We start from the raw sequence: 15,399 nt of genomic DNA, 5'->3' as shown, positions 1-15,399 counted from the left end.
AAAAAAAAAGATAAGAAACGCTACTTTTTTCATCCCTGTATGTAATTGTTTTAAAGTTCCGGCAGCCTGCCAGAACACAACGAATGTATACCTTAAAACAGAAATAGCGGCTTCATTTTTTACCGGAGCCTTTTACAAAGTAAGGCAGCTACCTCCTGGGACGACTATAATCATTGGTCCTCAAATGAGCCTAAATAAGGCACAAACGAAGATGGCCAGCGTAGCGATGGTGCCGCAGATAAAAAAAGTACCTAAAAATCGCAGATACCGGTTTTTTTCATTTTTTGTATGAAATTCCATCCGGCCGGGAACCGGTGTGTTCTTTTGTAACATAACATTGGTTTTGTAGTGATTTAAAGGAGTTAAAACCGTTACAAAGTTCATAAGAGGATCCCACCGAAAGGAGCGGAAGAATACCCGATTTTTATCGTGTTTTTACGGTAGTCTATTGAGGCAGTGGACAAATACCGTACAGTGCATTTTCAAACCGGTAGGGGTTAAAAGTTGCCGCAGCTATATCAAAGACGGAGGTGAATCAATGCCGGGAAGCCGGAAATGAGGGATGGTATTGTTTTTAACTTACCGGCGGAATACTAGTTTTGAAACATCCTCATAAAGCCTCCACACTCAGCACCACGCTTGGCCGGCGCAGGTTAATATTAGGATTAAACCCAATATTCATTAGATAATCGCCGCTGTAAACCTTGCTTTCATCAAAACCTGGTTTTTGGTTACCATACACGTTCAGCTCTTTTATCTTATATTTTTTTGCCGGATCCAGCCCCTGTAGTTTTACCGGGTCCAATGCTGCATCCCCAACGTAACGCCAGTTAGTAAGATAATTGAATACCACTGATTTTGTCCGTTCCTTATTTACGAACATCAGTGAAGCCATATCGTTTTCGTAGGGGTTTTTCAACCTGTACAGATCTCCATGCCAAACAATGTCTTTGAATCCATTGTAATTTTTTATCGCCTGCTGACAGAAGGCTTTGTCTTCCGGTTTTAAATCGTTTGCTTTAATATCGAAGCCCAGCTTTCCCATAGAAGCCACATCCACCCTGTATTTCAGCGGCTGCTTTCCCCATTCGGTAACATGGTTGCACATAGCAATGGCAGGGTAGTAATAAGAATAGTTCCACTGGATAAACACCCGTTCCAACGGATCGGTATCATCACTCAGCCAGAATTCCGTAAAATATTTCAACAAGGTATAATCCGTTCTGCCGCCGCCGCCCGAACAAAGCATCATCGGCACCTTTGGATATTTGGCACGAATGCGCTGCAACACTTTCTCCAGGCCACGCGTATATTCTACGTATAAGTGTGATTGTGGTAGTTTATTCTTTTCGAGGTATTTTGAATGGCCGTTAAAGATAGGAGCATTGCAATCCCATTTTATAAAAGCTAATGACGGATTTTTCTTAAACAGGTTATCAACTACTCCAAAAACAAAATCCTGTGCCTCGGGGTTGGTCAGGTCCAGTACCATCTGGTTGCGGAAATAGATCTCGGGCCTTTTTTCTTCGCGTAATACCCAGTCAAGATGTTTTTCGTATAACTCGCTTTTGGGGTTTACCATTTCAGGTTCTATCCAGATACCGAATTTTATTCCCTGCTTGCCGGCTTCATTTACCAGGTAAGGAATCCCGTCGGGCAGCTTTTTTTTATTTTCCTGCCAGTCGCCCAAACCCGCATTATCGCTGTTGCGGGGATATTTATTGCCAAACCATCCGTCATCCAGTAAAAACAGATCCACCCCCAGGTCTTTTGCCCCTTTAAAAAGGTCGACCAATTTGTTCTGATCGAAATTAAAATAAGTTGCTTCCCAGTTATTCAGCAAAGTAAGGCGCTCTCCTTTTCCGTCCAGCAACTGGTAATTCCGGAGCCAGCGCTGCAGGTTGCGGCTTCCCGTTCCGGTGCCGTTAAAAGATATGGTGTAAATGAATTTTGGCGTTTCAAAACGGGAGCCGGGTTTCAGCTCATAAGCAGACTGCCAGGGGTTGATGCCTGCTACCAGGTGCATTTTTTTGTAAGTATCTGTTTCAAACTGGATGGAATAATTGCCGTTCCAGGCTAACTGACCCATTAGCACGGTGCCCGTTGTTTCCGTAGCCGGCTGGTCCATCGCCAGCATAAAGTTTTGCGTACCGATGAGGTTTTCCCGGGTGCCCAACCGGGATTCGATCGTATGCATCCCCTGTTTTAACTGCGTTAGTTCCGGCTGCATTTCTTTTGCCCAATTGCCGTTGTAACTGGTTAAATAAAACCGGTCATCAAACAGGTACACATTTGCGGAGGCATATTTGTTCAGCGTTACCTTTCCCTTTTCGGTATGCCGGATCTCCGTCCATTGTTCAATAACATCTTCATTTTTCCAGGCTTTGAAACACAGGTCTACATAAAAGGGATATACGGCATCTTTTAATGTAACAACAGTAAGTGTGGCGCCTTCGGGCGTAGTGGTCATACGCTGTTTTTCATAAACCAGGTCAAGCGAATTATTGCCATCGGCATGTACCACTGCAATAGCAGGCTCCACAAAATTATTATTAATGCCTGCCACCGTATAAGCCGCATTATTGAGGTTGGCTCCCTGGCTGGTAAGCCGGTAAGCGGCCGCCGCTGTTTCATAATCCGTTGCCGAAGCCAATGCCCTGCCCGTGTGAACAATTTTAAGATGATTGTTTTTATCCGTTTGCAAAACAATGGCTACATTTTTTGTTTCAATGGGAATAGCGGTTGTTTGGGCGTGCAGTACCGGATCAATTGCGATGCTACAGATTACAGCAAGCAATAGCAGTTTAAAAGAATTCATTACAACTATTTTATTTAAAAGGAGGCAAAGTTATTTCAGCGTGAAAGTTCGGCTTTTTTTATGAAACCAATTCTACACCCGTATGAATGAGTGCATAACATTTTTTCCTGGGCGATCGTCTTTTTAAGATGGGGCATTAATAATGAGCCGGAATCAATTTTATTAACATGCGTAATCGTAAGTGGTTTGTGAGCACACAAACCATTGCCACGCCGCGGGCAGTGTCTTCACTGCCCGGCAAGAGGAATATTTTTGATGCCGGTTCATTATAAAACAAACCTGGCGTCAGTTTTTGGTTGCCTGGCGGGATACAGGAGACTGGACGACACGCAGCAGACTATGCACCAGTATGAATAATAGTGGCGCCGGTCAAAAATCATCAATGTGTTTCCTTACAGGCACAGGCTATAAACGGCCCCTATCCTGCATTGCAGCGCAATCAACCGGGAGAAACGCTCTACCACGCGCCTACTCCTTTTTCGTTTCCCCCATTGGTGCTGCCCCCGTTTCCAGCTCAACGGTATGAGGCTGTCCATCGTCTGCAAGCGTAACATAAGGCACTCCTGATACATTGCCGTCCACCCGGAGCAGTGCCACGCCCTCCCGTTTGCGGTTGATCACCCTGATGTTGTAAAAAGTATTCCCATAGCGATACTGCAGTTCATAATTCGTCCAGTGATCCGGAATACAAGGGTTCAGGTACAAGCGCTCCCCGATCCTATTTAACCCCAGAATACTGTTAATGGTTAACTGATAGGTCCATCCCGCAGAACCGGTGTACCAGGTCCACCCGCCACGCCCTTCATGGGGTGCGGCGCCGTACACATCTGCGGCCATAACATAGGGCTCTGCCTTGTACTGCTGTACCTGGCCGGGGGCCAGTGTATGGTTAACGGGGTTAACCATAGAAAATAATTCCCAAACACGCTCCCGGTCCTGTAAAGCAGCATAGGCCATTATAGTCCATATTGCTGCATGGGTATATTGACCTCCGTTTTCCCGGACGCCGGGCACATACCCCTTGATATAGCCGGGGTACAGATCCGATTTGTCGAAAGGCGGGGTAAGTAATTTGATCACTTTATTCTTCCGGTCGATTAAATATTCGTTTACCGCATTCATACCCTGCAGACTTTTGGCAGGATCGCCGGCGGCGGATAACAATGACCAGCTTTGTGAAATGGAATCAATCTTACATTCTTCATTGTTGTTGCTTCCCAATGGAGTGCCGTCATCAAAATAGGCGCGCCGGTACCAGCCGCCATCCCAGGCATTTTTATTTATATTTTCCTTTAATTTTTCTGATTCTGTTTTACATAGTTCACTAAAATCGGCATCGCCATAATCGGCGGCAATCGTTTCAAACCGGCGAAGCACCTCATATAGGAAGAAGGCCAGCCAAACGCTTTCGCCTTTGCCTTCTGCCCCAACCTTATCCATCCCATCATTCCAGTCGCCGGAGCCGATCAGGGGCAAACCGTGTTCTCCAAATTTCAACCCATAACGAATTGCATATTTACAATGGTTGTACAAGGTTTCCCAGTGATTGAGAAAAACAGGTAAATCATAATAAGACTCCTCGCCAGGTCTTAAAGGGCGTCCATCTATAAAAGAAACATATTCGTTCAGCACTGCTGTATCGCCCGTGGCGGAGAGGTACCGGGAAGCAACATAGGGTAGCCATAAATAATCGTCGGAGCAGGTAGTACGCACGCCCCTGCCGGTGGGCGGATGCCACCAGTGCTGTACATCGCCCTGGAGAAACTGCCGGGAGGCCGCTAACAGGAGCTGTTCCCTGGTAATATCCGGACGGGTATGCAATAACGCTAATACATCCTGCAATTGATCCCGGAAACCATAGGCGCCGCCCGACTGGTAGTACCCGCTCCGGCCCCAAACCCGGCAGGCCAGCGTTTGGTATACCAGCCAGCCATTGGCCATTACGTTCAGTGCTTCGTCGGGCGTTTTTACGGCTACGGCCCCCAGGATATGATTCCACTGATCATGTACTTTTGATTGTGCATCGTGTGCAAAAGCACTGCCTTTTATCTTTGCCACCAGCTCGCGGGTCTCTTCTTCATTTTTGCCGGCGCCGAGGCGAAAAACAAGCTCGCGTTCTTCATCCGGATGCAATTCGATGACTACCTGTAACGCCGTACAAGGATCAAAACCCGCGCCCGCCCGGCCGGAAAGATGCTTACGCTGCAAAGCGTCGGGGTTTGCCAAATCGCCATTTCTTCCTATAAATTCAAGACGGTCGCAGGTAAAGGTTTTTTCGCTACCGTCCACATCAAAAAAAGCCACCTTATCCGCAAACGCGGTGTTATAGCGGTTCCGGGCAAATAATACATTGGTGAGCGGATCCTTACCGGTTACTACAAACAGTTTATTCTTTTGAGCCGTGTCTCCCAATACCCATTCTACATATCCGGTAACGGATACTTTGCGCACCTGGCCGGAAAGATTACGCAGCTTTAGCACCGTGTATTTTACAGGCAATGCCACATCCGCATATATCCATAGCTGGGAATAGATATCGTTATGAATATGTTCATAAACGGAATAACCAAAGCCATGGCGTGTAAGGTAAGCGTTCTTGCCCGGCCGGGGCAGCGGCAGGGGCGACCAGTAACTGCCCGATTCTTCATCACGTATATAATAGGCTTCACCGCATTTATCCGTTACCGGATCGTTTTGCCAGGGAGTTAGCCGGAAAGCCTGGGCATTATCAACCCAGGTATAAGCAGAACCGCTTTCTGAAACCACTGCTCCCACCTCTTTATTGGCGATCACATTACACCAGGGTGCCGGGGACCGTTTTTGCGGCCCTGTAAGTAATATATATTCTTTTCCGTCCTGGGTAAACCCTCCCGTTCCATTGGCAAATAATAATCCTTCGGGAAGCGCCACTGTTTTTGACAGGTCAGGCTTGTATGCCTGTTGTTGGGGGATGAGGACCTCCGGTAATCCTTTTGATGTGCGTTTCTTTAATACCTGTTCCGCCAGGGTGCCCCTATCGTCGTCAAAAATCAACCGTGCCACCGTTTGAAATAATATCCGGTCCTCATTGGAAATCTGGTCGCCCGGGCGCACAAAAATACCTCCGGGCTGATCCAATACATTACTGCCGGATGCCGTAATAAACCCGATGATCTGATCCTGGAACACCTGGCGGTAGGAACCAAAGTCATCATTCCAGATCACCAGATCCACTTTCAACCCCTTTATGGCCCAGTAGGAATGCGCCTGTATCAATTGCTTTACCAGGTTAATATTCTCACTGTTCTTTACCCGTACCAGCACAATAGGCAGGTCTCCGGAAATGGCATAGCTCCATAATCCCGATTGTCCCTTTAAATTACTTTCAATAACCGAAGGCTCCGCACGGAAATTGCCGTTGGCATAAATGAGCGAGCCCGCGATAGCATTGAAAAGCCGGGCATCTGCCTGCGTAGCGTTGAGCTGGCGCAACAACACCTGGCTATGGGTCCATGCCAGTTCAAAAATGCGGCTACGGATATACCGGTCCTGGTATTTGGTCAGCAGAGCCGTGCAAAGCTCTTTTGATTCGGCAATGCCGAGCAGCAAATCAAAAGTGGCATGTTGCCTGGGTTTCAGACTGATCTTATAACGTATGGCAATTATAGGATCCAGCACAGAGCCCTGCGAGCCGGACAAATTTCCTCCTGTCTGTACGGCTGCGGGGTTTATGACAGACTGGCCGCGACCAATAAATTGCATCCGGTCTGTTTCATAAGAAATGGCTTCCGCCGTTGTGCCCTGGAGAATGAGGGTATGAAACATCCAGGGTGGCTGTTCATCCTTTGTCCTGGGGCGGCGGGTGCAAAGAATGGCATTTTGTTTTTCGTCGATGGATGTTTGTACAAACAGGTTGCTGAAGGCAGGATGCGCTTCATCTGCAGGCTGACTGGCAATAACCACTTCGCCATAGCTGGTTATTTCCAGTGTTTTTGTTGATGAAGAACGATTGGTGATCAGAATACGCCGGATCTCCAGGTCGTCTTCAGGAGAAACGGCAATATCGGTCTTGGTCTCAATATTATTGTCCAACCTGCGGAATGCTACGTGGCCTTTTGCTAATACCGCTTCATAGGACGTGCTTTTTTTCAGGGTAGGATGATAGGTATTGGACCAGAACTGCCCGTCTGAAAGATCTTTTATATAACAAAATACGCCCCAGTTATCAAGGGTCGTGTCTTCCCGCCAGCGGTGTAGCGCGATGTCCTTCCACCGGCTGTAACCGCCGCCGCTGTTGGAAACAACAAGGAAATATTTTCCGTTAGACAATAACTGCACTTCCGGAACCGGTGTGTTCGGCGTGGTGATGAGCCGCACGTTCGATTCCTGTGAAATGACCTGACGGCTGCCCTCTTCCTCAGTATGCGTATAGAAATTCGTAGTACGGGGCGGCTTTTCCTGGAGCAGCAGCAACGCCGATTGAAATTGCGGATCGCGTTCAAAACGTTCCTGCATTTTTTTATTTAATAATACCGAGGCGAGTGATAACAGGCTCATTCCCTCATGATGCACCATAAACGACTTTATAATGGCCTGTGATTGTCCGCGAGGCATTCTTGAGGGCGTATAGTCTATTGCTTCGTAAAACCCGTATTTGCCTTCGAAACCATTGCGCGACAGCAGGCTTAAATTATCAAAGGCGGCCAAAGGGTCTACCACCAGCGCCATAATGGTGGCGTAAGGAGCAATAACCAAATCATTTGCCAACCCCCGTTTTAGTCCCAAACCCGGCACACCGAAGGACTGGTACTGGTAATGCAAACTGGTGTCAACAAGATTATAGCCCGATTCGGAGATCCCCCAGGGGATATTATTCTTATTACCATAGCTGATCTGGTTGCGTACCGCGCCTTTACTGGTACGGTCCAGCAGGGTATTCTCATAAACCGGCATCAGCAGTTGGGGCATCAGGTATTCGAACATAGAGCCGCTCCAGGAAAGCAATACCGGGTGCCCGCCCATATTGGTAACCAGCCGGCCTAAAGAAAACCAGGCTGCCTGCGGGATCTTTCCCTGGGCGATGGCCGTGTAAATCCCCAAACGGGCTTCGGAGGCCAGCATGTCGTAATACCCTTTATCAGCCGCATCTTCTGTAACATTATAGCCTATATGAAAAAGGTTTTGCGCTTTATTATAGAAAAAATCATACTCAACGATCGTGTATTCCAGGCAGCTTTTTTCAAGCGCTTCCAGTTCTGTTAAAAATGTTTTTGCGGTTGCAACAGTAACTGGCAATGGCGTTGTTTCAAGAGCGATCAATTCATTAAGCGAGGGGATCTTTCCGGACAATAAGGAAGCGTCGCTATTCCCCAAAAAACTATTGATGCCATCCAAACAATCTTCCAGTTGCAGTTCCAGTCGATTTTGCCAATCGGCTGCAGCAGTATTTTGAGCAATGGCAGGAACCAATTTAAGTGCCTTCGTTTTTTCAAGAATGGTTTGCAGCAATGGCAGTATTGCGGTAAGAGAATCCTGTATTTTCAGATCGGCGATCAGCACATCCAGCTCCTTCAGCAGCTCCGGCTGATTTTTTTTGTCGATATAACTTTTTAAAACAGACAGGGCATCCTGTAATCCTGATGCCTGCTGTGGCTTAAATATGGGTTCCTGTCTCAGCTCCTGCAGGCCTTGCCGCAATACCAGCAGGCAGCCAAAGAAGTTGCCGCTGTCCACCATAGAAACGTATTTTGGGTTGAGCGGCAATAAGGTTGTTGTATCGTACCAATTATAAAAATGCCCTTTGTAGCGCTCCAATAAGGAAAGGGTTCCAAAGGTATTGGCAACGCGCTCTTTTAGCTTTTTAAGGGATAAATACCCAAAATCGTAGGCTGCCAGGTTCGAAATAAGGGCCAGGCCGATATTTGTTGGCGAAGTACGATGCGCCAATGAGGTGATGGGCTGCTCCTGGAAATTATCCGGTGCCAGCCAGTTATCTTCCGATGCTACAAAATCTTCAAAATAAGCCCAGGTTTTCCGGGCGTAAAGATGCAAGGTCTGGATGGCTTTGGCAGGGAGCGTTGCAGCTTTTGCTTCCCGGGGCTTGCTGACCCACCAGGCAATAGCCGGTCCCAGCAGCCAGGCGATCAGGATCGGCGCCGCAATAAATAAAGACGAAGGGCTAAAGAAGCTTAAAAGAAAAATACAGCTTACCGGAATGATAACGGAAGGCCACATGTACAGGTAGGCCCCGCTAAGGTCTTTTTGCTTGTTTGCTGCTGCTTTTGAAGGGGTCCATTGTAATAAATGCCGGTGCGAGAGCAGGATGCGCCAATTGGAACGAAGGATCGCATCCAGGTTTTTAACCGCCTCAAACGGCAGGCAAACAATAGTGAACAGCAGGTGCGACAGATCTGAAATAACCGTATCTGCCACTTCTACCAAATGCGCACGGCGGCTGATTGTTTCTGACCGTTGAAACAGTTGCCATACGGCCGTAATAGCAATCGGGAGCAGCCAGGTTATAATAAGCAACAGGGTCCAGAAAGCAGGCTGCGGCGCCCATACCCAGCCCAGGATGAGGAACAATACCGTTGCCGGCTGCATCAGGCTGCGCCGCAGGTTATCCATAATCTTCCAGCGCGAAAGACTTGAGATAAAATTTTTGTGTACCCGGTTCTCTTTTCCCGGAACGAAAGGCGTTCCCCAGCTTGCAATCTGCCAATCGCCCCTTATCCAACGGTGCCGCCGTTTTACATCGGCCCAATAAGTTTCCGGGTATTCCTCAAACAACTCCACATCGGTTAATAAGCCAGAACGCACATAGGATCCCTCTAAAAGATCATGACTTAAAATGCGGTTGGCCGGAAAAGTGTCCCCCAACAGTTGTTCAAAAACATCAATATCGTAAATACCTTTTCCAACAAAAGACCCTTCCGAAAAAAGATCCTGGTAAACATCCGACACCAGTTGGGTATAAGGGTCCAGTCCAGAATCGTTACTATGCATTTTTGTATAATAACTGCTGGTGGTTTTGGGGATACTTACCGATGCGCGCGGTTGCAGAATGCCATAACCGTCAATAACCCTCAGGCCCTGTTTATTGATCTCGGGCCGGTTCAGCGGATGTGCCATGGCGGCAATCAGTTTCCATGCGGCTTCCCGGGGCAATTGCGTATCTGCATCAAGCGTTATTACATACTTAATGGCACGAAGAGAAGCAGTATCCCCGGTTATTTCAGCAAAATCGTCATGACCTGTTTTCCTTAAAAAGCTATTCAACTCGGCCAGCTTTCCGCGTTTCCGTTCGTGACCCATCCATACTTTTTCGCCGGCGTTCCATTTCCTGGGACGATGGAAAAGAAAAAATTTGCTGCCGGCAGCATCCGCTGCTACATACCGCTCATTTAATGTTTCTATTTGTTTTTTTGCATGGTCGATCAATGGAGCATCTTCCGGCAGGTGTTCCGCCGGAGCGTCGGCAAGGTCGGTGAGCAACGCAAAGTATAAGTGCTCTTCGGGGTTGGCGAGGTAACGCACTTCCAGTTCATCCACCAGTTCATCAATGCCGGCTATACTTATTAGCATACTTGGAACTGCTACCAGCGTACTCTCCGATTCCGGAATACCTTCAGAGAAATCCATTTTTGGCAACGGTCGCGGACTTACCAGGATGGTAGCCATCCAGTTGGTAAGCATTATGATAGCCTGGCTCAGCGCAACAAAACCCAACAGGCACAGGGCCAGCGCCAGCCATTCGCTTGCGCCCCGGCTATAGGCATGCCATGCCGCCCAGCCGCTTAATAAAAGCGTAATGATAATGGTTGCGCTTACATAGGACACCAACCTGTTATATTTCAATACTCTTTTCAGGCGGTGCCGGGCGGTAAGTTTCATGTCCGCTTTTTGCAACAGCAACTTCTGGCCCGTTTCATGCACGAGGTAATACCCCACATGTTGTTTGCGGGGCGTGTCGTCTTTTTCAAAGCTTTCCCGGGACAGGTCTATTGCCAACTGTGCTACCTGGTACTCCTCATGTGCACTATATTTAGCTACCCATTCCACCACATGTCGATACCGGTCGCGGGTCGTAAAATTCATTTTTTCATAAATGCCGCCGATGTCGGTACGCAATATCTTTTCCACCACGCTGACGGTTTCGACAAATGTGCGCCAGTCGGTACTTTTGATCAGGCGGATACTTTCAATGGAGTTCCGTATCGAAACCTGGTCCGTAGCCTGTTTCTGATTTTCACTATTTACCAGGTCGATGGATGAATTTTCCGTTTCCGCCAATCGCTCTTCCAGCCAGGTAAGGGCCATCCCCAGGCCATGCCCCTTGCCTTGCAGGCGCCGGATAAATTCTGCAACAAACCCGCTGTTCAGGGTTAGTTTTGATTTTGCCATTTCAGCAATCACAATGATAACGTCCTGTGGTTTTTTTTGCGCCGTTTCCAATAGTTGTTGTGTCCAGTAGCTGGCCACGTTTTTATCCAACCGGTCCAATGCAATGCGGGAAGCAATGCGCCGGATATTTTCAATGATTGCCAGGCGCAACATGATCGGTACCGCCCACAGCTCACCCAACGTAAGCCGGGTAACCGTTTGATAGGAATCGATAAATGCCGTAAGGCTGGAGATACTGATATGCCCGTCGCTATGCGCGATCAGTTCCAGCGCAATATCATATACGCGGGGGAAACCGGCTGACCTGCCTTTTGCCAGGATCGGGAGCGTTTCGCTGTACCCTTTTGGAAGATGGCTGCGCCCCAGGGCGATCTGCTCCTTTATGAGGTAATAATTATCCAGGAGCCATTCACTTGCCGGCACAATGGGCAGTTGGGCACTTACGGCATCCGTCATCAACTCATATACTTTCCCGATCACCGCCTCGTTATCGGTAAGGCGGGCCAACACTTTATCATGCGGGTGCTCCCTTACTACCGTATGTGATTTTGCCACACGAACGCCATGTTGCTGCATCTGGTCGTAGCCAAATAATTCCTGTCGGAAGGGCTCTTCTTTTGAGAACGCAGGAAGGGCATCACCCGTAAAAAGTTCACGCATGCGCACCACTATCTCATCAACGGGTTTAGAAATTTTCATAGTAGTTCAATAAATGAATAGATCCAAAAAAAATATTCCGGTCAGGTCTGAATCGCTGTTGCTTATTCGCCGCCCGGCGGGAATTTATTAAAAAAGCTCTGCCGGTTATACGGGCATTACCGGAATCATTTCAATACATCCCGGAAAGAAGCTTCCCCACTTTGCGGTCCGGCGGATGAACGCAACGCTCCCCGCCGAAAACAAGGAGTTGCTGTTACGACCTGCTGGAATACAGACTATTAGACGTACAATAAATATGCCATGCAGCAGCAAGGTACGCAACACCACAGCCAGCGCTCCTTAATACAGAAAAGCGATTGCACTGCTGCACCATTGCTGCCTGTTCTTCAAAAGCGCTTTAACGGGAGTTTAGTCTTGTTGTATAAACTAAGGCAAAAGGGCTTGCTGAAGATCGTTCAAAATATCTTCCACGGCTTCAATGCCAACGCTCATCCGGATCAACCCATCTGTTATTCCCGATCTTAAACGATCTTCGGGTTTCATTCCTGAATGCGACATGGAAGCCGGATGCGAGATCAATGTATCAACCGTGCCTAAAGAAACAGCGCGGGTGCACATTTGTAATTTATTGATAAATGTTTTTCCCGCTTCAAGGCCGCTTTTTAACTCAAAACTAAGGAGTGCTCCGGGGTAGCGCATTTGTTTTCTGCTTAAAGCGTAATTAGGATGGTCGGGCAATCCGTTATAATTAACCTTTGCAACGGCCGGATGCGCATGTAACCATTCCGCTATTTGCTGTGCATTTTTACTGTGCTGCTGCATACGGAGCGGCAATGTTTTGATACCGTTGATCAGCAGAAAGGCGTCAAAGGGATTACTGTTTGCCCCCAACAGTTTAAATGTTTTGGTACCGGAGGTTTGCATAAAATCAATATCCTTACCAATTAAGGCTCCGCCAATAGCCGTGCCATGACCATTTAAAAATTTTGTGGTGGAATGATAGACGAAATCAACGCCAAAGGTAAAAGGCTGCTGCAGATAAGGCGTGGCAAAGGTATTGTCGATACTCACTTTTACACCATAAGGCGCCGCAAGCTTACAAACCCCTTCGATATCTGTACAAGCCATAGTGGGATTAGTAGGCGATTCGATATGAATCAGTTTTATATCGGGGTATTGCTCCAAAGCTGTTGCAACGGCATTGAGATCCGTAAGATCTGTAAAAATCGTTTGAACCCCGGCTTTAGATAAAATAAAAGAGAAGAATTCGTGCGTGCCGCCGTAAAGGGCGGTATTAGTGAGGATCCGGTCTCCGCTTTTTAACAACGCAAAACATAAAGTAGCCAACGCGCCCTGCCCGCTGGCGTGCAACAACGCCTTTAACTGCAGCGGCTGCCCGTTCTCATTTGTAAGCCCAAACGCTTCCAGCCCGGCAATTAATTGCTCCGCCGCCGACGTAGTAGGGTTTGCAAAACGCGAATAAATATATCCCGGCTCTTTTCCTGCAAAGCGGTTCATACCCTGTTCGGCACTGTCAAACACAAATGTTGATGTGGCATAGATGGGGATTGCATGCGCATGCAAGCTTCCCTCATCAGCAATACCGTGTATCGCTGCAGAGCAAAAATCATCAAAATAGCGGGGAGAATTATTATTCATTACTTACTCAACTTTCGTTAAAGGTAACAAATAACAAACGGAAGGGCAGGATCTTAAAGAAAGTAAGACTTTTATTAAAGCGATGCCTACCTCTTTTAAAAGCAGGTGGAAGCTATTTTTGTTGTGCCTGATAATGAACCTGCCGCAGCCAAAAACGCTGCGGCAGGAATCCGTTATAAATTTGTATGATTTTAATTTTTACTAAACCTCAGGTTGGCAAAATAATAGGTGATTTCCTGTGCCGGGGGGAAGGAGGCACCCGAAGGCTCTCCGCCGATATTGATAACAAATACACGGTTGTGCTTGCCGGCACATTGGGACAGGTCTATTTTCATATCCGTCCAGGTTTGCAAACTGGCATCGGGGATTTTATTTGCATCTTTACCATACTCCCAATATTGCTGGCCATAGCTGCTTTCAGTGGCAAAGGCCCACAAATAATTCATTATGCGGAACCAAAGGCGCTGGTAAGGTGCATACGAGCCGGATAACGCCGTTTTTGCTGGTGCATACACTTTAAATTTCAGATACTTGTATTGTGTTGCATCGAACTCGTATTCTTTCGGTAATTCTATTACCAGCGTACCATTCGCCTTCTTCACAGTGGCTTTCACCACATTTTGCAGCCCTGTTCCTGCGGGGTAGGTGCCACCCGTTTCATCCACGGCCAACTCCCAGTTCGCATCCTGGATAACCCCATTTAGTAAAAAGGGTTGCAGTGGAATGAGCGCTTCGTCGGGTTTGGCCACTATTTCAACCACCCCACTGCTTACATAGGGCGCCAGCAAGTTATCAATACCCATCGAATTTGCCAGGTATTTTACTTTTGTAAGTTTTCCCTGATCAAGCAGATCAAGAAGGAATTGTGCATTTGCCGCGGGCATGTCGCCTACGCGTCGCGCAAAGGGTACCAGCGGCCCCCCGCCAATAACATCCGAAGCACCATTGCGGCTATAGCTGTTTTTAGTCATTTCAAACATAGTGCCGCCGGTAAGATCCAGCTCTTTCAGGCCCTGGAAATAGAAAATATCCTGCAGGCTAACCGTATGTACGGGGAAAGTCAATTTCTGTATGGGGGCAATGGCATCCGCTGTAAACGTGGTAACCCCGTTAGCGGTTAAAACGGCTGCTTCAGTGGGCTGGAACGGAGTAGTTCCCGTTGGGATACTGGCCTGGATCTTGCGTGGTACCCATACGGTATCCAATATAGGCGTACCATTGACTTTAGGAATTATTTTATAACTTATATCAATTGACGCAGTGGCCCCGGCACTCAGGTTTGTCATTACGATACGCGGGTTTTGCGCCCCGTCACCAGTCATTGCGGCGTCGTTTTTATCCTTATAAGCATATTTCAGCCCATAATAGGTTAACACGGCAGATGAAATTCCGGTGGGCCAGGTCAGTATTGCTGAAGAAGAGGAAGTAAGCGCCTGGGGCGACGGAATAACCAGGTTTCCCAGGTCGGTTTCCGTGTAGGGGATCAGGCCGATCTGCTGCGGCACGGACTTATTTCCGTTATCATCTATGGTATATATTTTGAACCGGTAGAGTTTAGAAACCTTAAGGTCCTTAATATTGATCCAGGAGGCCAGCGAATCGATTGTGATTTTCATACTATCATATTCCACAATCGTTTTCATTGCCTTGCCCAGTTTTATTTGGCTGGCGGGGATTCTTCCGGCCCTCATCAGGTCAATTTCAACGCGTTCAAATCCCACGTGCCCGATAATAGTATCAAATCTGCCGGGGTATACCGTTTCGCCGGCATATTTTTCCATATTATCGTACATCTTACTGCAGGACGAAGATGCCAATACCACTACCAATACGATACAAAAGAACAGGTATATATATTTTTTGTTGCTCATGATGCTGAT

4 protein-coding genes are annotated in these 15,399 nt (G+C 47.6%); all 4 read right to left on the bottom strand.

Features of this window, described 5'->3' with window-relative positions; translation table 11 throughout:
* Positions 1-610: 610 nt before the first annotated feature.
* Positions 611-2,818 carry an alpha-galactosidase gene (locus NIASO_RS14865; protein ID WP_008587144.1) on the bottom strand — a complete coding sequence of 736 codons (2,208 nt, stop codon included), beginning with the start codon at positions 2,816-2,818 and terminating at the stop codon, positions 611-613.
* A 468-nt stretch (positions 2,819-3,286) separates the two neighbouring features.
* Entirely contained in the window at positions 3,287-11,899 is an 8,613-nt protein-coding gene (locus NIASO_RS14860) for a glycoside hydrolase family 94 protein (protein WP_008587143.1), read from the bottom strand.
* Positions 11,900-12,286: 387 nt separating this feature from the next.
* Positions 12,287-13,519 (bottom strand): trans-sulfuration enzyme family protein, encoded by a 1,233-nt coding sequence (locus NIASO_RS14855; protein WP_008587141.1) that lies wholly within the window; start codon positions 13,517-13,519, stop codon positions 12,287-12,289.
* 191 nt (positions 13,520-13,710) lie between these two features.
* On the bottom strand, positions 13,711-15,390 hold the full coding sequence (locus NIASO_RS14850; RefSeq protein WP_008587139.1) for a DUF4998 domain-containing protein: 1,680 nt from the start codon (positions 15,388-15,390) through the stop codon (positions 13,711-13,713).
* Positions 15,391-15,399 lie beyond the last annotated feature (9 nt).

Source organism: Niabella soli DSM 19437, assembly GCF_000243115.2.
Classification (GTDB): domain Bacteria; phylum Bacteroidota; class Bacteroidia; order Chitinophagales; family Chitinophagaceae; genus Niabella; species Niabella soli.
Note: the sequence above shows the minus strand (reverse complement) of the source record. Positions and strands in the feature narration are given on the sequence as shown.

What these genes read in the sequence shown, in the direction of transcription:
- NIASO_RS14860 (WP_008587143.1), bottom strand. Translation starts at nt 11,899, where the DNA reads ATGAAAATTTCTAAACCCGTTGATGAGATAGTGGTGCGCATGCGTGAA.
- NIASO_RS14850 (WP_008587139.1), bottom strand. Translation starts at nt 15,390, where the DNA reads ATGAGCAACAAAAAATATATATACCTGTTCTTTTGTATCGTATTGGTA.
- NIASO_RS14855 (WP_008587141.1), bottom strand. Translation starts at nt 13,519, where the DNA reads ATGAATAATAATTCTCCCCGCTATTTTGATGATTTTTGCTCTGCAGCG.
- NIASO_RS14865 (WP_008587144.1), bottom strand. Translation starts at nt 2,818, where the DNA reads ATGAATTCTTTTAAACTGCTATTGCTTGCTGTAATCTGTAGCATCGCA.